The 24,500-nt window shown below is 35.5% G+C and carries 17 protein-coding genes; 6 read left to right on the forward strand and 11 right to left on the reverse strand.

Translation table 11 applies throughout. The annotated features are described in order from the left end of the window. Window positions 1–172: 172 nt before the first annotated feature. The 7 genes from ACKI44_RS00670 to ACKI44_RS00700 all read right to left on the reverse strand — a co-directional run bounded on the left by ACKI44_RS00670 (window position 173) and on the right by ACKI44_RS00700 (window position 12,566). Window positions 173–454, reverse strand: a complete 282-nt coding sequence (locus ACKI44_RS00670; RefSeq protein WP_407420793.1) for a double zinc ribbon domain-containing protein — start codon at window positions 452–454, stop codon at window positions 173–175. Then, window positions 454–2,064, reverse strand: coding sequence for a zinc ribbon domain-containing protein (locus tag ACKI44_RS00675; RefSeq protein WP_407420794.1), 1,611 nt, complete (start codon window positions 2,062–2,064; stop codon window positions 454–456). The genes ACKI44_RS00670 and ACKI44_RS00675 overlap by 1 nt, the downstream gene beginning before the upstream one ends. A gap of 10 nt (window positions 2,065–2,074) precedes the next feature. Beyond that, on the reverse strand, window positions 2,075–2,659 hold the full coding sequence (locus ACKI44_RS00680) for a hypothetical protein (RefSeq protein ID WP_407420795.1): 585 nt from the start codon (window positions 2,657–2,659) through the stop codon (window positions 2,075–2,077). Between the two features lie 464 nt (window positions 2,660–3,123). Further along, window positions 3,124–3,924, reverse strand: coding sequence for a DUF2207 family protein (locus ACKI44_RS00685; protein ID WP_407420796.1), 801 nt, complete (start codon window positions 3,922–3,924; stop codon window positions 3,124–3,126). Window positions 3,925–3,940: 16 nt separating this feature from the next. Then, entirely contained in the window at window positions 3,941–4,123 is a 183-nt protein-coding gene (locus tag ACKI44_RS00690; protein WP_303736198.1) for a hypothetical protein, read from the reverse strand. Between the two features lie 125 nt (window positions 4,124–4,248). Then, a complete protein-coding gene (locus tag ACKI44_RS00695) occupies window positions 4,249–5,979 on the reverse strand; it encodes an MATE family efflux transporter (protein ID WP_407420797.1) in 1,731 nt (576 codons plus the stop codon). 2 nt (window positions 5,980–5,981) lie between these two features. Then, window positions 5,982–12,566, reverse strand: a complete 6,585-nt coding sequence (locus ACKI44_RS00700; protein WP_407420798.1) for an amino acid adenylation domain-containing protein — start codon at window positions 12,564–12,566, stop codon at window positions 5,982–5,984. A gap of 71 nt (window positions 12,567–12,637) precedes the next feature. On the opposite strand from ACKI44_RS00700, the gene ACKI44_RS00705 reads away from it, so the two are divergent. Genes ACKI44_RS00705 through ACKI44_RS00715 form a run of 3 tightly spaced genes read left to right on the forward strand, consistent with a single transcriptional unit; the run spans window position 12,638 to window position 15,201 of the window. Further along, on the forward strand, window positions 12,638–12,937 hold the full coding sequence (locus ACKI44_RS00705; RefSeq protein WP_407420799.1) for an STAS domain-containing protein: 300 nt from the start codon (window positions 12,638–12,640) through the stop codon (window positions 12,935–12,937). After that, the gene (locus tag ACKI44_RS00710; RefSeq protein WP_407420800.1) at window positions 12,934–13,308 is read left to right on the forward strand and encodes an ATP-binding protein; all 375 of its coding nucleotides are present in this window, start codon (window positions 12,934–12,936) and stop codon (window positions 13,306–13,308) included. Before ACKI44_RS00705 ends, ACKI44_RS00710 begins: the two co-directional genes overlap by 4 nt. A 3-nt stretch (window positions 13,309–13,311) precedes the next feature. Then, entirely contained in the window at window positions 13,312–15,201 is a 1,890-nt protein-coding gene (locus tag ACKI44_RS00715; protein ID WP_407420801.1) for a SpoIIE family protein phosphatase, read from the forward strand. Window positions 15,202–15,341: 140 nt separating this feature from the next. On the opposite strand, the gene ACKI44_RS00720 is transcribed toward ACKI44_RS00715, so the two are convergent. The 4 genes from ACKI44_RS00720 to ACKI44_RS00735 all read right to left on the reverse strand — a co-directional run bounded on the left by ACKI44_RS00720 (window position 15,342) and on the right by ACKI44_RS00735 (window position 18,383). After that, window positions 15,342–17,033: an ATP-grasp domain-containing protein gene (locus ACKI44_RS00720; protein ID WP_407420802.1), complete on the reverse strand. Its 1,692-nt coding sequence runs from the start codon at window positions 17,031–17,033 to the stop codon at window positions 15,342–15,344. Window positions 17,034–17,124: 91 nt separating this feature from the next. Then, a complete protein-coding gene (locus ACKI44_RS00725; RefSeq protein WP_407420803.1) occupies window positions 17,125–17,364 on the reverse strand; it encodes an HNH endonuclease in 240 nt (79 codons plus the stop codon). A 77-nt stretch (window positions 17,365–17,441) separates the two neighbouring features. Then, window positions 17,442–17,801, reverse strand: coding sequence for a hypothetical protein (locus ACKI44_RS00730; RefSeq protein WP_407420804.1), 360 nt, complete (start codon window positions 17,799–17,801; stop codon window positions 17,442–17,444). A gap of 117 nt (window positions 17,802–17,918) precedes the next feature. Then, window positions 17,919–18,383: a hypothetical protein gene (locus ACKI44_RS00735; protein WP_407420805.1), complete on the reverse strand. Its 465-nt coding sequence runs from the start codon at window positions 18,381–18,383 to the stop codon at window positions 17,919–17,921. Between the two features lie 489 nt (window positions 18,384–18,872). Between ACKI44_RS00735 and ACKI44_RS00740 the strand changes: the two genes are divergently transcribed. From ACKI44_RS00740 to ACKI44_RS00750, 3 genes are all read left to right on the forward strand, one after another. Continuing rightward, window positions 18,873–21,158, forward strand: coding sequence for a hypothetical protein (locus ACKI44_RS00740; protein ID WP_407420806.1), 2,286 nt, complete (start codon window positions 18,873–18,875; stop codon window positions 21,156–21,158). 345 nt (window positions 21,159–21,503) lie between these two features. After that, the gene (locus ACKI44_RS00745) at window positions 21,504–23,771 is read left to right on the forward strand and encodes an FtsX-like permease family protein (protein ID WP_407420807.1); all 2,268 of its coding nucleotides are present in this window, start codon (window positions 21,504–21,506) and stop codon (window positions 23,769–23,771) included. A 486-nt stretch (window positions 23,772–24,257) separates the two neighbouring features. Beyond that, a partial coding sequence (locus ACKI44_RS00750) for an RRXRR domain-containing protein (RefSeq protein WP_407420808.1) occupies window positions 24,258–24,500 on the forward strand: 243 nt, incomplete at its 3' end.

The following is a 24,500-nucleotide window of genomic DNA, read 5'->3' on the forward strand; positions in this document are numbered from 1 at the left end:
CTAAAAGTTATAAAGATAAAATCATTTAACAATTTAAACTTCATTTAAATCAATCAAATACTATGTTTTTCTTCCACAACCATATTTATAATACTCCCATATATAAAGACTTTATCCGAGAGCATTTGACGACTAAACTAACACCCCCATTGAACTAAAAAAATAAGTAACTCTAATAATAGGAGGATACCTTTAAAGTGCAATTCATCTCCGGCTTGCAGAAGCCGGAGAATTCTTGCACAAAAATGTTAAAGTTTCTTTCATCTGACTTTTTACCTGAAAGCAAGGCTCCGCACTTTTTGCAGAACTTAAACTCCCTGCTTTGAAGAGTTCCGCATTCGGGACATGCCTTTAAAGCAAGTGAATTACCGCAGTCCCTACAGAATTTGAAGGATTCCTCCTGCTTTTTCCCGCATCTGCGACATATTACCCTTTTCATACAATTTCCCACCATTAATGCCTGTAACCGTACATATCCATCCATTCGTCATATGTTAGTCCTTCAGCATCCCATTCATGCTCAAAAGGAACTCTGTCACTTTCAACCTTTTCGTCGTTAAAAATTTCACATAAAGGAGAAACAAACTTTTTCATGCCGCAGGACGGACATGTCATCTGATTATCCTTTAATTCAGTCAAACATCCCATACATCTGTCTTTAAAGTATATTCCCCATATACTTTTAATGAGGTATAGAATAGCTGAAGTTTCCCAGAATTCATTGAAAAGCCTATATCGGTAATTCAGCTGGGACTCACCGATTCTAGGAGTCAATGAATTCATATAATCTTTTAAATCATTTTCACTTAGTTTATAGCTCCATTTCAAGGCGCTCAGTTCATCACTTCTTCCCGGTTCAACATAATAGTTTCTGGATGTTTTAAGTTCCCGGATTCTATTTTCACACCCAAGAGGATAATGCATGATATTGCACTTTGAACATGAGTCCTTAAATGGATCAATCTTTGATTTACATGACTTGCAGTTGAATGGGGATGTTATCCACCATCTTGCAGATATTTCATCGATTATTCTTTCATATTTTGAATTTTCTCTTTGAAGCGTTTGGGTATAAACCATCCCGTTTTCATCATAGGGATTTTTCAATGCCTGGCTTTTAAGAAAATCAAAATCTAAAACGAGCCTATTGTCCTGATACAAAGATCCCTTAGGTGCTTTATCAGGAAATTCAACTTCAGAACTTTGAAGAGGACTTCCGCATGAAGTGCAGTGGCTGTTTGTATATGGATTAATGCTAAAACACTTAAGACACGGAATATCTGCCAGTTCATATCCGCAATCACATTTAAGCTGAACATTGCTTACGGGCCTTCCGCAGTTAAGACAGTAGATTTTATCAGTTGATACAAAATCAAGCTCATAACCGCAACCGCAAATCTTTTGACCAACACCTACAGCCTCTTCGCAATTTGGACAGTATCTCTCCTCAGACTCGAAATCAAACTCATGATGACAGTGTGGACACATGTGATTTCTGATGAAATATGGGGAAATAAAGCTGAAAAGATGTGTGCATTGAGGACACTGGACCATTCCCCTTTTGGAAAATCCCATATAAACGTCATTTTCATCACAGTAATTCTTAAAATTCAATAAAAAGTCATCATAATCATGAAAGACATTAATGCTTTTAAAAAAGTCACGGTTTTTACCGTATTCCTTATATAATGGATTGTTGAAAAACTCATCTGAATTATCATAATCTATTAAAATCAGCTCAAAACCGCATATTCCACAGTTGTTAGCGTCCTGAGGGAGAATACTTCCGCATCTGGGACATCTTTTATATTCCCTTTTTGTAGAAGTGCGAAAAGTCCTTTTAATATCCTCATCAAAAAGATATCCGCATTCGCTGCACTCGACACTCACACTGTAATTAAGGGCGTTGCATTCAGGACAGTTAATAAAATCCTCTTTTTTTAAATTGTCCTGGCCTTTGGCTGAATTTACTTCCACAACGGGCAGCTCCTTTCCACAGTAAACGCAGAATCTGTGGTCGACCCCATTTACCTTTCCGCAAAAAGGACAAGTTTTTGATTTCATAATATCCTACTTAAAAATAACCGCCGTGCCTTTCACCGGTTCTTAAATCAACAATGCTTCTATAATGGTCGCTGTATTCCTGCGCTACATGATACTCATCAATCTGATATCTTTTAGTTTCGGGATTCGGATCATTGCTCGCAGGCAGGTTATTAATGTTATATGGAAGAGCTGAAGAAGAATCTGACTGTGAAGTTGATGATGAAACGCTTGTAAGCTCCGTCAATTCAATATTCTGACTGGTATTGAATGCCTTATACTGCAAATTGCCGTCAAATTGAACATTGAAAATATATTTTCCAGGAGTCATGCCCTTTAGCTGCAGTATTGCCATACCGTTTGCATCTGTCTTAAGCTTCTGAGCATTTTGACCTCCGTTTGCATCTGTGATGATGAGATTTACAGTCTCATTGGCTAGCGGTGTGGCTTTAGAATCAGTTAACTGGACTACAAAGTTATCCCCATCAAACAGTACACTATCCGATACAATATTAATGTTAGTATCCGTTTTAAAAGGATTGAAAAATACGAATCCCACTATAAGAAGAGCAGCAACTGCAATTACCAGAATAATGATTATTTTGTTGTAGTCCATGATATACACCTCATTATGTATACTTTATTAACAATGTTTTTAATATTTTTTGAAAACCTTCCAAAGTAAATATTGCTAAAAGTGAGTAAAATTCTAATATTAGAGCAATATTGCTTTTATTTTAGAATTAAAAAGATTTAAATACTACATATTACAAAATAATAACTAGTCTCCTAGAAAATTTTATCATTCACTTCCAAATTTTTTTTGAATTAAGTATATGTACAAATGTGGTATTTAGGAATTAATCTCATCTAGGAGACACTACCTCAAATTTTCCTGAAGAATTTTTCAACCAAAACGCAGCTGTTTAATCAAAAACAGCTGCAAAAATTCAATAGCTTCAAAGTCAAACTATTAAAATTTTAAAGGAATCATTAATTTAAAAGAGCACATAGTATAAAAAGAAATTTTTAAAAAGATGTATGTAGATGCATCTAAGAAAAAAATAGATTTGTGGAGGATTATCCCCCACCAGGAATGGTATACTTATCGTTAACACCATAGAATATTCCATCCCCTTTACGTTTTTGACTGACATTCAACAATGCGTTGTTGAATATAATGTTTAATAACTTAAAACCGTCCTTGTCAATGAAATCAGCCAATGAAGAGTTGTTCTCTCTTAAAGCCAAAGCTTCCTTTTCAATGCCGAAACATGCCCCATAGATTATCTGTGAGGAACTTTCCTCGCCAGACTCCGGAGGATATTTTTCAGTCAGGTCTTTTGACTTCAAGTAATGCTCAAATTCTTTCCATCCTTTTTTGATTTCTTTTCCTTTGGATGTTAATTTGCCGTTTTCAACGATATCTGAGTAATTTTCACCTTCAAAGCCGTTTTCATTTTTCAGGGCCTTGATGTAATCGTTGAAGTCACTTTCGAATTTATTTGCAACGGAAGAGCTGTTGGTCTGTTTTGCCATTGCCTTTAAGTTGAACTTCCTGTTCTTATTCAGGTTTTTCAACAGATTGATAGCTGCCGTTTCTGAAGTCTTAAGCTCACCCTTATTAGCTATTCTAAGGGTTATTTTTTTCATGACTTCCATGTCCTGAGGAGTTAGCTTTTTGCCCACTTCATATGAGTCGTCCAAATCGATATCGCATCTGATCTGGTCCTGATTTATCAAGTCAATTACTGTAAGTGACAATGCATTTACCCCGACACTCTTATTTTTCGTGTACAAAAGAGGTATTAAAGGGTATGAATCATCACTAGGCGGATTTTTAATACTTTCATCTACTTGCTTTTTGTTTAAGCCTAACATTTAAAAGCCTCCAACATTATTCTTCGTCTTTTAAAGATTCTTTGTAAGCTTCACGGATTTCTTCAACGAATTCATCGTTTCCTTCGATGACAGGTCCTGTATAGTCACAGTCTTTGCAGACACATTGTGACCAGTTTTGAGGTATAATCCAATCGATATTTGTAGATCCGCATCTCGGACAAATTTTATGCATTTTCATTTTAAAATCTCCCATATTTTATTTAAAGTTTAATATTAATATTAATTAAGTAATATATAAAGGTTTCGAGTGTAAGTAGCCACTTACATCCTAAAATAAGAAAAAATAAGGGAATAAATCCCTTTTTAATTTTTTATAGTTATTACAGTACTGTTTAAACCCAATACCCTTGAGTAGTCAATCTTTTCTGCAATCTTATTGAGCAGAGAGATATTGTCAAATTCAAGATTTTCATTATCGATTTCGATTACCGGATTGAAGTCAATTCCGGTATCCTTTATCGAAATCAGGATATTGTCATCATTGTTTCTCACAATAACGTCAATGGTATCAACCTTTTCGTTGGTGTTGATGATATTTACAAGCATCTCTTCAATGGCAAGACTTACGAGGGTAGCTGACTTGTTTGGGGAAAGGTACTCATTGACGCCTCGGGCCAGTTCAACAGCTTCTGGAACTTTGCCGTTTATGGTGTGTTCAAATACCTTTGTATCGTCATTGTGCTTGTTTATAAAGAATCCTGAGTATTCTCCATTGCTCTTTCTGTGGACATGCCTTGAATAGATAAAGAGATAGAGTATCGTAAGCACTTCAGCTACGGTAAATGAAATCCAGATTCCGTTTGGACCTAATATGAATGACAGGACACATGCAAAGCCAACAGGAAGTATGAATCCTTCAAGTATGGATATTGTATTTGACAGAGTGTTTTTCTGAATAGCCTGAGCGTAGAAAGTGTATAGGAACGTAATGGCTATTCCAAGATAACTCAATGCAAATATTCTAACCGCATTCAATACAACAGGCATGTCTGCAGGGTTTTTGACATGGAAAAGGAATGTTGCAATTTGTGGAAATACAACAAGAAGAACTGAAAGTATCGCACTTGATGTGAGAACAATTCTTAAGGATTTCTTCATTATATAGCTAACACTGCGATAATCCTCCTCCTGATAATATACGGATACAATCGGAGACATGGTCTGTGCGGTACCTATTAAGAACATGTATAGAATAAAGAGCGTGTTGTAACAGATATTGAAAGCGGCAAGACCTGACTGACCGATATATATGGTAATTAAAGTGTTTATTACAAATACCTTAATGGTCAGGTAGAGCTGGGTTGATGCGCCTGAAAATCCGGATTTGCAGATGTTTGCCAGGGTTTCGAAAAAGACCTTTGATTTTACCTTTACAAAATCCAGGGTTCTCTCGGAGCTGAAGAAATATGTTGACATGTATACGCATCCGAAAACGTAACCCACAATCGTTGCCCAGGCTGCACCTGCAACACCCATCTTAAATACTGCAATGAAAATTATATCAAACATGATATTGACTAAATTTGATAAGAGTAATGCCCTGAAAGGTAATTTTACAATACCATCAGTACGGATGAAGTATGACAGACTCATAATATAACATAAAAACGGCATTCCCAATACATAAACGCCATAATACTGATAAACCAATGGCTGAGTCTCAACAGAGCGGCACAATATCGGAACAATCTGCGGGGCGAATATCGTACCCAGAATCGCAACAAGTATTCCGAATACAAGCAGAGATATTATCGATATCGAAAATATCCGGTTACTCCGCTCACTGTCAAATTCAGCTTTTGCAATAGAACACAATACGCTTCCACCTAAACCGATCATCCAGTAAATCAGATTGACTGATGTACTTACAGGAATAACAGGCTGAATAGCTGATAATGCCATGGCTCCAATCAGGTTACTTACAATGATGGAGTCTACAACCATACATATATTACCTGTCATTGAGGTGAAAAGGGTAGGGAAGAAAAATTCCCTGAATTTCGAGCTTAATAACTTATAATTACGTGCATACAATTTTATTCACCTACACTAAAGAAATCTAAATCATTTAAATATTTGACGAATGTGTAAATATATTCTTCAGATATTATAGGCCAGTTAATTCCAAGACGGTAGAGTACCTGTGTCGTGTAATTGTTGTCAACGGAAAGCCACTGCTTTTTAACCTTTCCGGAACCGATTGAGGTAATGAGTCCTGAAACACCTTCCTGCCTGGATTTATCCGCAAGAGCCTCTTTCAATGCATTTTCATATTCATCATCTTCACAAGGATCAATTTTTAAATCCAAAGGACTGATGATTTCGATGATATCTGCAAAAGTGACATTGTGAGAGTTATAAGGATGGAAAACAGTACATTCCTTAGGAGTCTTTGAAAGTTCAATGATTGACTTTGCGGTTATGTCAATCTGACTGAATTCCACGTTGTTTGAAAGCATTGCATAAGGCATCTTACCCATTGTTACAAATGCCTTTAAACGGTTGATGAATCCGTTGGATTCGAAATTAATCTGGAATTCACTGTCTGAGCTTCTTGCCATAAGGTTACCTACCCTCATGATTTTAACGTCCAGGTCATCTTCAATGGCGGCTTCAAGAACTGCCCTTTCTGCCATGAATTTACTGTTCAAGTACTGGTTGTCTATTCCCTGACCGATATACAGGTCCTTTTCGCTGTATGCAACATCAAGAGGTGGGAAATTATTTATACTTTCACCGGCAACGCTGTAGGTTGAAACCTGAACATATTTTGCATTTTTCATCTTGGCGTATTTAAGTCCGTTGACTACACCGCCCAGATTGATGTCTTCGATGTCTGTTCCGGATGAGAAATGCTTAACGTTAGCGGCACAGTTGATTACTGTATCAATATTAACAGAAATTATATCTTCAAAGTATTTGAAGTCTGTAATGTCACCTTCAACGGCCACAAGTCTTTCATCAAAGACATTTTCATCGAATTCATCTGCAAAGTAATAGAAGAGAATTGACTTTAACCTGTCCATACCGGATAGGCTTCCTTTTGACCTGACAAAGCAGTATATTGTACCTGTTTCATTTTCAATAAGTTCCTTTAAAACATGGACTCCTAAAAATCCTGTAGCGCCTGTCAACAAGACATTGCCGAGGCTTTCATCCAATTCGCCGTTTATCATGTTTTCAAGACTGTTTTTCTTGAGCAGTCTGTTAATATCGGAATAATCGTATTTGATTTCATCGCTTGATGCTGATGAGTCACTTGCCGATACGATTTCTGAAAGAAGTCTTGGAGTAGGATTTTTAAAGACATCACCGTAGCTCAGTTCATAATCCTGATTTAAAGCTTCCATTGTAATCTTTGTTACAAGAAGTGATGTTCCCCCTATTTCAAAGAAGTTGTCGGTTACGCTTACCTCATCAAGGCCCAAGATTTCTGCAAAGAGATTTGCAAAGAATGCCTCGATTTCATTTTCCGGAGCAACATATTCCGTTATTAATACAGGTTCCGGAAGGTTTCTCAAATCGGTTTTTCCGTTTAAGGTCTGAGGCATGTCATCAAGTTCCATATAGACTGTAGGAACCATATAGTATACGAGTTTTTCAGCCAGTGCTGATTTTAAATCCTCAACATCGATTGAATATCCGTTTTCATCACGGTTTTTGTCCCTGAGTTTATCATGGACAGTGAAGTATGCACATAAATGGTCATTTCCTTTGATTTCACGAACTACAACCGCTACGGATTGAATTCCAGGATATTTTGCGATTCCTGATTCGATTTCACCGATTTCAATCCTTAAACCTCTGAGTTTAATCTGGTTGTCCATTCTTCCGAATACATAGAACTCACCATCTTCAGTGACCTTTGCGAAGTCTCCTGAGTGATAGCATCTGATGCCGTTAATGACTTCATAGCTTTCGGCGTTTTTCTCAGGACGGTTGAGGTATTCTCTTGAAACACCCTTTCCGGCAATAAAGAGCTCACCTATAACATTAGGAGGCAAAGGATTTGAATCAGCATCCATGATGAATTCATGTACATTGAAGAGTTCCTTACCGATTGAGATGTCTGGGCTTTTAAGCTCTGTACCGTTACAGTAAACCGTTGTTTCGGTCGGTCCGTACATGTTGAATATTTTACCCTCGGAATTTTCAGACAGCAGTTCATAGAGTCTCTGTGAGAAAGGCTCTCCTGCACAGATGTATGCCTTGAATCCGTACATACATTCCTGCATTGCCTCGATTTCAAGATACTGGAGTAAACGTGAAGGGGTTGCAACATAGACGTTTGCGCCGCTTCTTTCGATTAAATCCATCATTTCAATAGGATCCTTGTATTCAGTGTCGTTTGCAAAGACCATCGGAACACCGTTCAGAAGTGAACCCATCAGTTCCTGCTGGAACACGTCAAATGCCACTGTTGTAGTGGATAAAACCTTATAATCCTCTTTTTCAAGGTTACTTACAAGTTCATAAGTACAGACGTTTCTAGGGTCCGGGTAAACGAAGTTTGCAATGTTTGCATGCTCGAGAATTACACCTTTAGGAAGTCCTGTTGAACCTGAAGTGTAGATGAGATAAGCCATATTGTCTCCTGAAACATCAGGGTTAGGATTTGAAGTGTCTGTCTCTTCAAGAAGTTCATTGATGTCTAAAAGATTATCCTCATACTGTGACAAGTCAATTCCCTTTTTCTCAATGACGTCATCGACTATGATGAATTTGGATTCACTGTCTGTCAATACATGCTCTATCCTTTCTGCAGGATACTCGGAATCAACAGGAATGAACGCTGCACCTGACTTTAAGATACCGAACACTGATGCCATGACATTACTGTCCCTATTGAGGATAAACATTACCCTGTCTTCAGGACCGACTCCTTTTTTAATAAGACTGTGAGCGATTCTGTTTGCCTTTTCATTCAAATCAGCATATGTGAACTCACCGTCCGTTGCATATAGAATTACCTTATCCGGATTGAGTTCAACCTGCTTTTCGAATATCTTGTTAAGTCTGTGCTCTTCAATCTCATCATATTCAAGTTTATCCAAGGACAATTCCATGCTTTCATCAACAATGGAAATGTCTTTAAGTTGAGTATCAGAGTTCAAAGCTTTAAATTTATTTAAAACAACTGAAAAGCTTTCTAAAAATGTTTCGATGATTGCTGGGGAATACAGCTGATCATTATATTTTATGGAAACGTCATATTTACCGTCATGCTCAACGACATTCAGATTTACCTTGAATTTTAAATTATCCTCATCGAGAGATTCCCTTTTAACGCTTTCGCCGTTGATTTCAATGTCGCTGATAATCTTTCCGTGATAAGCGTAGAAGAATTCTGGCACTATTCCGTATCCGTCTGAAATTTTAGTTAATGGATATGATGAATGTGCAAGTACGTCAAACCATTCCTTGTTGATGTATTCGAGAAACTCGGAAATTGTCATATCGGAATTCAGATTCAATGCCAACGGCAGGGTCTTGACCATCATAGCCAATGTTTTCTGCTGGTTCGGATTGAATCTTCCGTTTGTAATTGTTGCAATCAGCAAATCCTTGTTATATGCGAATTTTGAAAGTACAAATGACGTTACTGCAAGGAAGAGATTATTTTGAGTGACTGATAAGCTTTTACATAATGCGTCAATTTCATCCTTTTTAAGGTAAAGGTTTTCCTCTATTCCAACACCGATATCCTCATCACCGCTTAAATCCGGAGTCATTAATGTTGCTTCATCAAATTCCTTGATTTTATTGAAGAAGAATAGCTCGGATTCCTTATACATTGAAGAGTTTTCTATTTTAACTTCGTTAAGTGAATATTCAAAGCCGTCAATTTCCTCTGTTTCATATTCGGCTCCGTCATAGATTTTTGCAATCTCATCAAACAAAATGTTGAGTGAAGTTCCGTCAACAAGAATATGATGGAAATCTGCAAGAAGCACTGAGTCATTTACTATCCTGAAGCGGAAGAGCAAATCCTCTTCAAGATTGAACGGCCTTACAAAGTCATTAACATCAGTTTCGCCGGTTACAATTTCAATCAAGTCATCAACGTCAATATCTCTTCTCTGCTGGTAGACCTCACCGTCATGCATCACAATTCCAGTTTTAAGATATGGGTGATTGTCAATAGCTTTTGAAATTGATGATTTGAGTTTTTCAGTATCAATTGGATTTGAAAACTCAATCTTTTTAGGAAGATTATAGGATAGCTTTTCCGGATGCTTTAAGCAGTCGAAGTAAACTCCAAGCTGGTTTTGGGTTAACGGATAGAGTTCCTGCAACTCTTCGGATTCCTCTTCCTCAAAGGTGATTTCCTTTGCAATGTTTTCGATGGTTTTGTATTTCATTACCTCTGTAACCATAAGCTGAGTATTGAATTTATCATAGACCGCAGATACCAGCTGAACAACAGAAAGTGAAGTTAAACCGACCTGGAACAAATCGGTGTTTACGCCGAACTCACTTGTGCCGAGCAATTGCGAAACAATATCGAATATTCCCTGTTCTATGTCATTTGAAGGTTCGACAAATGCGTCCAAATCAATGTGAGGATCCGGTAAATTCTTGAAGTCAGTCTTTCCGTTCGGAGTTTTTGGAAACTCATCCATCTGTATAAAGAATGACGGAAGCATGTATGCAGGAAGACTGTCCAGGAGATGCTTTTTCAAATCCTCAATATCGATTTCTTCTGATGCAGTGAAATATGCACAGAGATAATCTGTATTGTTTACCTTTTTAATCAGTACCTTTGTAATTAAAACGTTATCAAACCTTGCTATTAACGTCTCGATTTCTGAAGGCTCGATTCTCAAACCCCTAAGCTTGATCTGGCCGTCGTTACGTCCCATGACATAAAGCTCACCATGCTCATCCTTTTTACATAAATCTCCTGTATTGTAATATGGGATTCCATTTAATGTCATGAATACCTTTTCGGTCTGTTCCGGATTGTTGATGTAACCTCTGGCTATTCCGGCACCTCCGACGTAAACTTCTCCGGGAACATGTGCAGGCAGCTGGTTTCCGTCAATATCCATAATCTTATCCACGACGTTGAGCATTTTCCAACCGGCAGTAATCTCATTGCTGTCAATCAGCTTATAGTGGGATGCGATTGTAACTTCTGTAGGTCCGTAGGAATTGTAGATGTCCGCATCGGTATATTCCCTTAATCTGTCGTATAATATTGGTGGGAAACCTTCTCCTCCAACGACAATCACCTTACATTCACTTACAAGTTCCTGAATTTCTTTTATACTTAAATATTCAATGAGCCTTGTAGGCGTTCCTCCGAATGCATCAGCATTATGCTTTTTAAACAGCTTATAGAATTCCAACGGGTTTACAAGCTGTTCGTCATTGGTGAATACAACAGGAAGTCCGTTAAGTATTGTTCCGAATATTTCCCTCAAGAATACGATAAATGAAATCATGGAAATTGAAACGAACTTTGAGCATTTTCTGTTGAGCTCATAAATCGGAACGTTTTCGGGATGATTTGCAATATAGTTTGAAATACCTCTGTGAGTAATCATGACCCCTTTAGGCTTTCCTGTGGAACCTGAGGTATAAATTAAAAAACACAGATTATCCGGAGTCAGTTCAATATCAGGATTTGTCTCATCGCTTTCCTCAAGAAGCTCTGATACATGTACTCCGTTATCGCCTTCATAAACCACATCCTTGTTTGTTATGACAAACTGGGAGTCACTGTCTTCAAGCATCTGGTCAATCCTGTGCTTCGGATAGTTCGGATCAATAGGTATGAATGCCCCACCTGCCTTAACGGTACCGAGCACGCTTGCAATCAAATCGCTGTTACGCCTCATCATGAGCATTACCCTGTCCTCAACCTTAAGGCCTCTTTTAATGAGTGCATGGGCAATTCTGTTGGCCTTTTTATTGAGCTCGGAGTATGTAAATTCCCCGTCATCAGTATATAAAATCAGCTTATCGGGATTTTCGCTTACCGCATTTTCAAATATCTTATTGATGAGTCCTTCATTTGCCAGTTTAACTTCAAAACCCTCATCATAATCAAGGTTTTTGACGATTGAAACATTTCTGAGTAACTCTTCAGCGTCATCAATGAACTTATCAATCAGCACGTTGAATCCTTCAAGAAATGCGTTAATTATCTCTTTGGAATAATATGAGGAATCATATTCAACCATAATGTTTTCAGTGTCATATGAAAAGACGAATTTGTAATTCTCCTTATCATAATCCCTGTTTGTAAAGAGAATTTCACTTTCAAATTCCAAATCATCATATTCCGGATAATCCCTGAACTGAGACTTGAAGTCATAGATATAATCCTCTACAGACAAGTCAGTGTTGAAATGGTATCCTGCAGCCTGTGCATTATATCCCACAAGAATATCCTTTGAAAATGAGAACTTAACCAGATTAAACAAGAAAACTGATAAAAACAAGTTGTTTCTAGAAGAATCATATTTTCTTTTTAATTCTTTTATTCGAGTATTATAAGGAATTGAAATTAATTCATATTGAACCTGCTTATCCTTTACATCGGGTGAAATTGATGTAGGAAAATCAAAAGAATTAATCAAGTCATCATAATATTTTTGTACTATAATATCCATATATAAACTTATTAAATTGAATACTATTTAATGTTTTTTAATGTAAAAATTGATTGTTAAGAGGATTAAAAATGAAAATCACTAAAAAATATAATGAAAAAGATTTGTTGATGTCTGTTGAAGGCCGTATCGACACAATCACTTCCCAGGAATTGGATAAAGAAATCAATTCAGAGATTGGAAACTTTGAATCATTGACTTTAGACTTTACAGATTTGGAATACATCTCAAGTGCAGGTCTTAGAGTGCTTATTGCAACCCAAAAGAAACTTAAAGCAGATAATGTTCCACTCGTCATCAAAAACGTCAACGATGCAGTGAGCGAAATATTCAGAATGTCCGGTTTCGACAAAATATTAACGATAGAATGAACACGATTACTTTAAAACCAGAAATAACTGAGCTGTACACTTTAACAGAGTTCATTACAAACGAAATTGGCGAAAAAAACTTTCAGATCAATCTGATTATTGAAGAGACTTTCGTCAATATCGTGAATTACTCAAAAACAGAATTCATTACAGTCAATGTTGAATTTGAAAACAACACAGTAACCTTGGAATTTGTTGACAACGGATTTGAATTCAATCCGCTTTTAAAGGAAAATCCTACCGCCCCAAATACTATTGATGAGGCGGAAGTCGGAGGCCTGGGAATTTTTTTAACAAAAGAAATTGCCGATGAACTTGATTACCACTATGAAAATGGTGAAAATCACTTGAAAATTACTAAAAATGTGTAAATAATGAAATCCAAAGTAATAAAAATACTCATATCCTATTTAATTACAGAAGTAATCTTTTTAATATCCTCACACTCCCTATTCATTAATTTGGGAATAGAAAATGCACATTCAGGATTATTATTTGTTTTTGGTCTGTTGTTCGGCCCATACGGTGCTTTAGGTGCAGTATTGGGAGACTTAACCATTGACATATTTACCGGATTTGATGACCCCCACTTTCTCACCATGCATTTTATTTCAGCAATAGTCAGTTTTGCAGTTTCATATCTGGCATACAAGCTCTGGTACACAGAATTTATTACAAAAAAGATTACAAAACCAAAATTGGATAATATTTACCATCTTATGCTGTTTTTATCAAGCATATTGATATGCGGACTCATATTTGCAGGCGTTCATGCAATCATGGACGGAGTATTTTACGGACCTGCATATGACGAGTTCTTTTTCGTATCATATTTTTTGAACTTCATTAATTTTGCATTCATAACAGGAATACTTGGAATATGGATATGCAATAAATTCGATTTTGTAGAAACCCCAAAAATATCAAAAAGACCTCTGAATAAAAAATTATACAGGACACTGTTTTATTTATTGCTGATTGTTTCAATTTTCTCATCAGCATCACTGGTCTTAAATTTAGGTGCAAAAATCTCAATTGTCGAAATAGCTTTAATCATGATTCTATTGATTGCATATCTTACAAAACCATTCAAAAATGAGATAATGGAAAGTGCAAGAAATACTATTGTTGAAAACGTTATACGCACTTTCCTAATAATATCATTAATAATTGCCGTTTTGGGACTGGTATTTTCCATTTTAAGCTATGACTACATATTAACTCTTCCTAAAGCCAGTATTTACCTACTTTTTATGCCTGCACTCATAATAAGCGATGCCGTTTTAATATTATTCTTTATTCCGGGAATTATCATCCTGAGATACATTGAAAACAAAGTGCTCAAACCGATTTCATCATTTTCAGAAATTGAGGAATTCATTAAAGAAAACGAAAAAATCGAAAGTGAAGGGCTCGTTGAAATCTATTCCAAATACATCAGCGAACAGAATGAAATCGGAACCCTTGCACGTTCATATACAGAACTTATCAATCACAACAATAATTATATTGAAAACATACATGAAATTGAAGGTGAAAAGGAACGCATCAAAGCGGAACTTGACATTGCAACGAAAATCCAGGCAGCAAACCTTCCGACAAGAGCTATTAAAAATAAGAGTTTCACCGTTAATGGATACTCCCATCCGGCAAAGGAAGTTGGAGGAGACTTCTTTGACTATTATATGCTTGATGATGACAATTTAGCTATTGTTATAGGTGATGCATCAGGAAAAGGAGTGCCTGCAGCACTGATTGCAATGATTACCCAGGTTACCCTAAAAGAAATGCTCGATCACGTCCAAAACCCTACAGAAGTCATGTACAGACTCAACAATAAGTTAAGTGAAAACAACTCAGAGGCCATGTTTCTTACATTATGGTTCGGAATCTATAACAGGAAAAGTAAAAAATTAACATTTTCAAATGCAGGACACAATCCTCCATTGATAAAGAAAAACAATAAATTTGAATATTTAAACGTTGATGCAGGAATCGTTTTGGGAGTTATGGAAGACTATGAGTATAAACAAGAAGAAATCCACTTAGACGATGAACTGATTTTATATACTGACGGAATAACCGATGCAAACAGCACGGACAATGAAATGTACGGTGAAGAAAGACTATTGAACTTCTTTAACAGATTTGAAAGTGACAAGGATCCGATAAGGCCGCTTTTAAATGACATTTCAAGCTTCACCAAAGGCGCCGAACAGTATGATGACATGACAATGGTATACTTGAAAATAAAAGATGATTGAATACTCATACATTCAATCATTCAAATACTTATTTTTTTAATTACATCCTGCATTTAATTGATTTCATCTTTAATTAAAACACAAGATTAAACCTGCCATTAAAAAATATTAAAGGGAAAAATTAATTTAAAGCAAGTATTCTAATGATTTCTGGAAGCGATAATTCCAGGGTTGAAACCATGTGGAGGAATTTCAATTCTCAAATCCAAAGTCTTTATTAGAGCTTCAACTCCTTTTCTTCCAGTTGAAATGTATCTGTAAGTGGTTTCAGGAATGAACACTATTCCACCAACCTTGATATCTGAAAATATATCTAAAATAATGTCAGCACTCAAATCATCCCTTTTATCAACAAGACTCCTGTTCAAATTGACAATGACATAGTCAAATTCACCATTTAAATCCTGCAAATCATCAAGACCAACCTGCAAAACATCAACATCTTCCAGGAACTGATCAGTTATGAGAAGCCCGGTTCCATACTCTTCAGTTATTGAAACAACTTCCTTCAAATCCTTTGCAATCTTTTCTTCATCCAACTGATAATCCATGTCCTTTTCGTCACTCAATACAAGATTGAAAGCATTTCTTTCAACACTTCTCAAATAATCAATATCATCCTGCAATACGCCCTTATCATTATGGACCATATAAACAAGACCTCCGGAAGTTTCCAAATCCTTGGTTTTCATGAAAAATGTATCCTCTTTAATATAATCAAGAGTGGTCTTATAGAAGCTTTTAAGTCTAGGTGAAATCGTAATCATCGGAGCTGAGCGGGCCATGATGTCTTCGGGAACGATGAATATCTTTAAGGCACCATATGCATTTAACTGATACCTTTCCTTTCTTTTTGCATGAAAACGTGAAGGCTTCAGATATGAATCAAGTATACTGTCGGTTTCATGCTGGCCTGAAATCTTATCAATGAACTCGGCAGGCATAGTGCATCCATTAGGTCTGCAGTTGACTTCAATCAATACAGGACCTTTAGAATCAATCATATATTCACCGTGAACAGCACCAAATTGAATTCCTATGGCATCAGCCACCTTATATGCATATTCAACCATTTCAGCCTCACCAATACCAATTTCATTTACTGTTTCAATAGTATCGTATATCATGTCCCCATCAGCAGTATGTACCTTGTTGTATTTCCATATTGTAGTTACACGATGGATTCCTTCATTGGAAACTGTGTTTACAAAGTATTCCTCACCTTTTATACGCTCCTGGACAATCAGTTTATTAATATCCTGGCCGTACAGATTCTTTTCTGAAAGCATTAAATTTATTGCATCAATCATTTCATCCCTGTTTTCACATATCTTAACGCCGACGGAACCTGCGCTGTATACGGGCTTTACAACAACCTCAGTCAAAGCCTCCGCATCATAGAATTCACAGGCCTCCTCTACCGTTGTTATCGCATGACCCCTTATATATCTGAGACCTTTCTCAGCAAGTCTGTTGTGCATTTCATCCTTTAAAGTCATTGCATCAATGTTTTCTATAGGATTGCATGGCAGGTTCAAGTCATTAGAGAGTTTTGTTGCAAGAATCACTCCCCTTTCAGAACCGGGCACGATGATTTCGGGATTGCAATTCCTTGCCTCTTCCAAAGTTTCTTCATATGAATCCTTTTCAAAAATCATGTCAAACTTTTCATCAATTTTATCATAAAATGAATTCGCTATAGCTTTATACTCTTCAACATCATCATATCCGGATTTAAGCTCAAGTACAACCGGCCTATATCCTCTGTTAACAATATCGCCAATAAAATTAATTCCCGTTGAAAAACAGTCTACAACAATAATACTTTTCATCACAAACACTCCTAAACATATGAATATTTATTCAAGCATATAAAAATATTTTTGGAGAAGGAATTATTCCTCCCCATTAAAAATAGTCAGCTCACTTTTTCAATCCGGTTTTCCTTTTAAGCTTTAGAGAATATTTCTGTGAAAACCTCACAAATGTGTGGGGATTGATTTGAGAGTATTTTCTGTGATACATGCTGTGGCAGCTGTGACATATCACCACCCCGTTGTCGGGACTGAAATACAAGGGATTTTTCCTGTCGCATTTGATTATATGGTGGACTTCAAGGTTATTTTCGCTTCCACAGATTACGCACTGGTCGTGCTCACACAAAAGGTCTCTTGCCCAGGCCTTAAGCTTCCAGTAGGCCTGAGCCGGATGGACTTTCTCATATGAAATCATAGAACCACCTAGTTATCCAGGTATTCCAGATCAACACCTGAAGAAGTGTATTCAAACACCAGAGGCGTATTCTTGCAGGTTACAGAGATAACTCCACAGTATTCCTGGAAATTATCTTCAGTGAGCCTGTCAAAGAGATTGTTGGAGATTTCCCTCGGCAATTTGCGGGGAATTTTTGAAGGAATTCTGCGAGGTTTTTTGTGCCTGTTGATGAAATCCTCACTTAGGATGAACTCCATCAGCATGAATTCCTCATTATTCTCCATTTCAAAGGAATTAGACTCAGTGACTAATTCCAAAAAGTTCAAAATTTGTGTAAATGAAGCATTTACGCATACGTGGTTTTGGCAGTTTGGACAATTTTCCATTGAATACACCTCCGGTTTATAATAAAAACACGTTCACAAACAAGATACAGCTTACTAAATAGCAAATCATGAATAAGATATTTTTAATAGCTATCACTCCTTAAAAAATTTAGAGATTTAATCGTAAAAGATTAAATCATCAATCAGTTCATCAGCAATCATAGACAAAAATTCATTTTCATCTATTCTTTCAAAATGGGGTCTTTTTGAAAACTTTGTAGTTCCTACAGTAATGTCGCTTCCCTGGATTTTGATTCCGATGTCTGTGACTTCATCAAGATCACTGAATTGAGTTTTGATGGTTGTTTTTTCAAGGCCTGTTTCTATTTCAAAAGTAATGTGTGACTCATCAGCACTTTTTTCAATGATATGAATCAGCCTGATGTAGATGCCGTTTTCATGAACTTTTCTTGAAACAAAATCGAAAAATTCATCATCCATTTCGCTGAATGAGTACTTTTCATCAGCCATTCCTAAAAGGGTTGGCATTTCGCCGGACGGGCTGAGCTCTTCAACGTAGAATGGAAATTCATCACACACAGGTACGGTATTTTCAATGGTTTTTCTTAAATTAATATTCATATTTCTCCTCTTTTTATGATAATGGTTATTTTTAACAACGCTATTACTCTCTAGAGTAAATTGTCAAATGGTCAAACTCAAAGATAGAGTTTACAGTCAGGAAAAATATTTTGGTTTAGAACACTGTGTACCCAGTGACTTTTACAAATGCTATCATAATTATCATCTCCCATTAATGTTATGATAAATTCGTATATAGTCTGTATTCAAATGGTGCGGTCATTTTTTCAAGTCAGTACTTAATATTATATTCTTAATACTATATAAATGTATCGGTTTTTTGACATTTCCAGAAACTTTAATTTTTCTATGAAAATTTTTAGTAATTATCAGATATTATGTATTTTCTCTCTTTTTTCAATCATGAAATACCTCATGTAAGTAAGTACTTGCATTCGAAAAGCTTTATATGCTCTTTAATTCAAATTATTAGCTATAAAAATTATCATTTTAAAATATCGATAAAAATAATTTATTATGGGGGAAAAAATGAAAAGATTATTAATTATCGGTATCGTCTTATTAATTTTCTGTTCTGTCAGTGCTGTTTCAGCAGCAGATAATATGAATGATACCCAAAATATATGCGAGAAAACTGATTTTGTATTACCTTTGGACAAGGGAATTGAAGTAAATAATTCAATAGACACCACACCCGGCACTTTAGATGATCTTCAAAAGGAAGTGAATTCCGCTAATTCAAGTTCCACATTGGATTTGCATAGGGATTACGTTGCAACTAAAGGAACTCCTGTAACAATATCAAAGGAATTAACCATTGATGGTCATGGCCATACCATTGATTGTAAAAGTCTTTGTAAAGCATTTGATGTCAATTGTAAATTGTTCATAATAAAAAATTTAAGGATTATTAACGGTTTTACTAAAGAGTGTGGAGGAGCTATTTATAGCCACATGTACTCAGATAAAATTAAATTATTCAACTGTACTTTTGAAAAAAATGAGGCTGAAGATTGTGGTGGAGCCGTATATGATAATTCAGGTAATATGTATATTTCTAATTGTACTTTTAAAAACAATGTTGCAGGCAATAAAGGAGGGGCAGTTTTTGCTATCAGTAGTTACACCGACCCATCATCAATTTTACATTCTACTTTTATAGAAAACAAAGCTAAAAGTGACGATGGCGGAGCAATCTATTTTAAGCGTTCTGCGGCATGTGAACAAACAGTTTATTTTTATTTGGATTACTGTAATTTTACTAAAAATTATGCAAATAAAGGTGATGGTGGAGCTGTTTATGTTGACGGAGAACGTACTCGTTTTTATGTTTCAAAGTCCATATTTATAGGAAATTATGCCGATGGAGGTATTACAAGACGTTTTGGTGGAGCAATATGTACTGAGGGAAAAATTTATACAAATGGAAATTACTTTAAGGATAACTGGGCAGAAAATCGCGGTGGAGCAATATATGCCAAATGGGTTAGCCAGATGAATGACTGTTACTTTGAAGGAAATACTGCTAAAGACGGTCACGGTGGTGCAGTATATGTTGATAAGTATATGGATGATTTACATGAAACAACTTTCAATGTAAACCATTGTAGTTTTATTAAAAATCAGGCCATTAAGGGAGATGGTGGTGCAATACATATTAATAGTTGTTATGCTGTTAATTTTGATAATTGTAACTTTACTGGAAACACCGCCGATAAAGGATCTGGAAAACGTGAGGGCGGAGCAATATACTGTTCCAACCGTATATCGTTAGATAGATGTTACTTTAAGGATAACTGGGCAGAAAATCATGGTGGAGCAATATATTCAGATAAAATGACTAGTATGAATAATTGCTACTTTGAATCCAATAAGGCTAAAAACGGTGATGGTGGAGCAGTGTATATCAATTCTCTAGATACAGTATGTTCAGCTGTACGTAATTTTAATAACTGCATCTTTAAAAATAATTCCGCTAATAAGGGAGATGGCGGTGCAGTATATATGGACTCAAGATGGTCAAAATATGCTTTTATTGGATGTACTTTTACAGGTAATAATGCCAATGGAGGTGTTGAAAAACGTTATGGTGGAGCAATATGCTCAAAAGGTACTATATCACTGGATTCATCTTCATTCACAGATAATTGGGCTGAAAATCTTGGCGGAGCCGTATATGCTGGTGAAGTTAAATCTATAAAAAATTGTATTTTCACATCAAACAAAGCTAAAGAGGGCGGAGCAGTATATGTAAATGGTAAAAGCACCATAACTGTTGAAAAATCTTATTTCAAGTCTAATAAAGCGACTAATGGGCGTGGTGGAGCAATTTATCTTGATTCCAAATCATCCAAGTTAACATTGACAAATAACGCATTTGTAAATGATGATGCTTCAGGCCAGGGTAAGGAAGTTTTCAATTCCGGTTATTATACCTCCATTAAGAACAACTGGTGGGGACAAAACTCTCCATCATTCGATAATGAAAAACTGATGGAATATCATACATTAAAAAGCAATGAAAAGCATAAGGATGAAGCTGCGAATTCAGCAAAAATAATAATTACAAAAGAAGGAAACAATTACGTTATTAAAATAAATTTCACATATGCAATCAATCCAATAATAGCTAACGACATAATGCTTTTAATTAACGGTAATGGAATTATTGTCAATAAAACCATCAACGGCAATTGTTTTGAATTAACAGCCGATGGTAATACGGTTAATCAATTAACACCTAACGGTAATAAGAATGTTTTGATTGGTCTGGTAATTAATTCATATAAAACCTCCTCTTTAATGCCTCTTTAGATTTTTTCGCTGGTTTTTGCATATATATGAAAACCAGCTCTTTGTTTATTTTACTATTTTTTATTTATGATCAGTGCGTTTTTTCTGTTTCCATAATGATTAATGTTAACATCATATAATTCACTCTTTATCTTTGAATTTATAAAATAAAGAATTGAAATAAGATATAAATAAATTTGAAGTATTTAATAAAGAATAATTAAGAATAAAAAGAATTAAAAGTTTTCAGAATCTGACTACCTTTAAACAAAAATAAATATCAAATTAAATATAATTATAAATGTTTATATCGTTTAAAAAAAGATTACATAAAAATAGTCAGATTATTGAGTGGAGAGAATTTAAATGCTAAAAAGAAAGATGTTAAGGGATATGATGGAGTATAAAGTACAGTTCATATCCATTTTACTAATGGCATTTATCGGAGTAAGCGTATTTACCGGAATGTATGTAGATACAGCCAGCTTTGAGACAACACTCGATGATTATTATGAAGAAACAAATCTGGCAGACGGCTGGATATATTCGGATTATCTTGTAGATGAATCTCTGGAACAGGTGTATCTTCTGGGAGCAACCACCGAAATGGAAAGACAGCTGGTTGTTGACTCCTATGCAAAATTAGAAAATACTCCAGAGATTGTATTGCATTTTGTTGAAAACAACACGATTTCCAAATTTTATTTGGTTGAAGGAAAAGAATTGGATATCAATGATTCCGAAGGAGTATGGCTGGATAAAACATTTGCCGATGCAAGAAACCTTAGCGTTGGAGACAACATCACATTTGAAAGCCATGGAAATGAAATTACAAAAGAGATTAAAGGATTAGGCTATTCCCCGGAATATGTTTACAATTCACCTGCAGGTTCAACAGTGCCAAATCATAATTCCACAGGTTTTGCCTACATGTCAAATAAGGCATTTCCATCAGATAACATTACATACAATGTTCTCAATGTCAATTTTAAGGGAAAACCTGAAACCTTTTCAAAACTATTGGATTATCGCCTGCATGGATATTACACCACATTTTTAGAAAAGAATAATCATTATAGCGTAAAGGTAGTTGATGAATCAATCTCTCAGCAAAAGTCATTATCTTCCGTTTTTCCACCAATATTTATTTTAATTTCCCTATTGATACTTTTAACAACTATGAAAAGAATTATTTCACATCAAAGAACACAAATTGGTATTTTAAAAGCTAACGGATTTAAAAATAGTATTATAACCCTGCATTACATGCTGCCGGGCTTCCTATTGATAACATTAGGTTCGGCAATGGGCACATTCCTGGGACCAGTCATATTTCATGCAATTGCTCATCCGTCCAGAATATTCTATTTTAAATTCCCATATTGGCATCAGACTGAAATGTTTCCATTTTTAATATTAATTCCTATTTTAGGAGCATTATCACTTGCAGTTTCATATTATTCAATCAGCAATATTGTCAATGAACCTGCATCCAGCATAATTAAACCGGAGGCTCCAAAATCATCAAGTTTATCATTTATTGAAAAATTAAGAATCTGGAGAAAGGTTCCATTTACCATTCGATGGAATTTCAGAAACATTAAAAGAAACCCATTCAGATCAGTGATGACAATTATTGGCGTAATCGGATGTACTGTACTTTTGGTTTCAGGATTTGGATTAGCGGAACAGATGGATGAATCAAAGGATTGGTATTTTAATGATGTTAATCATTTTGAATCCAAATTGATGCTTGACAGTAATGCAAGCTTATTCGAAATCAATTCCATTTCCAGAGAAATCAGAGGTGCCGTAATTATGGAATCAACCATTGAACTGATAACCAATAAATCCGTGTCAGCTTCGCTATTGGTTTTAAACAATACGGATTTGATTACGGCAACAGATGATGAACATAATCAACTTCATATTGATAATGATGAAGTGTCAATTTCCAAAAAGATGGCAGAAATCCTGGGCGTAGATATTGGTGACACACTCAAATATCAGATGATAGGTACCGGCAAGGATATTGAAATTAAAATTGATAAAATACATTCCAGCCCATTTTCTCAAGGGTTGATTATGTCTCCAAGCAAACTGGAGGAACTGGGATTAAATTTCACCCCAACAAGTATAGTGACTGCACAGCATTTACCTGAATCACAGCACGGAGCAGACCTGATTTATTTAAAGGATCTGATTTATGGCTGGGACAAGATGGAAGAAACTTCAACGATAATAATCAATGCACTGATATTTTTCGCAGTTGTTCTTGTAATAGTGATTCTTTACAATTTGAACATGCTGTCTTTTACTGAAATGAAACAGGATATGACAACACTCAAGGTGTTAGGTTTTAAAAACAGAACATTAACGAAATTATTAGCTGCACAGAGCTTGTTTTTCATTATCATCGGATTTATACTGGGCGTGCCAATAGGCCATTATATTCTGTCAATACTGATTCCTGCATTTGGAAATAACTTCTATATGATAGCATCCATATCAGATACAAACATGCTAATAAGCTTTATAATCATAATATTCATATCAATAATTACCAATTATTTATTTTCACGTAAAATTAAGAAATTAAATATGGCGGATTCAATTAAAGACCTGAAAAGATGATTCCGTGGTTTTTTGATGCTTTAAAAATTAACTTCAAATTATAATGGAGTTAAACCTGAAAAAAGATTTAAATAAGTTAAAATTTAAAATAAGAAATAAATATAAAACCTGAATTAACCTCACTAATATTTTAGAGAAAAATATCGCAGACAGGTGATAGAAATGAAAAATTCATTATTTTACAATGATATTATGGAATATGGAGAAATGGTAAGGGAAATTCAACTACCACGGCCTATAGAGGTCGTGGATTGTGAATTATTTTCACAGTCCACTGGTTGAATAGCCAGAGGCCATTTGAATATGGTCTACGTTATTCCGAAATAATACTATATAGGCACCTACGGATGTTTTAGCCTAGTCTGTAGCTCTGCGGTATGGTGATTAAACAGTTCTGAGATGGAGGAACAGTGTTGTCATACATATAAAACTCGGAAATAACTTTGGCGAAGGCTAAATAATACCTAGGAATAGGGGGTAAACTAAATGACGTTAGTTTATGTACTAAACAAAGATAAAAAACCATTAATGCCATGCAAACCATCAAAAGCAAGAAAATTACTAAAGAATAAAAAAGCAAAAGTAGTAAATAGAAAACCGTTTACCATTCAGTTGTTATACTGGTCAACAGGTTATAAGCAAGACATCAGTTTGGGTGTTGATGCTGGAAGCAAATTTGTTGGACTGTCTGCAACAACCACACAAAAAGAATTATATGCTTCCACAGTT

It is taken from the genome of Methanobrevibacter sp. (assembly GCF_045646205.1).
Lineage (GTDB): Archaea > Methanobacteriota > Methanobacteria > Methanobacteriales > Methanobacteriaceae > Methanocatella.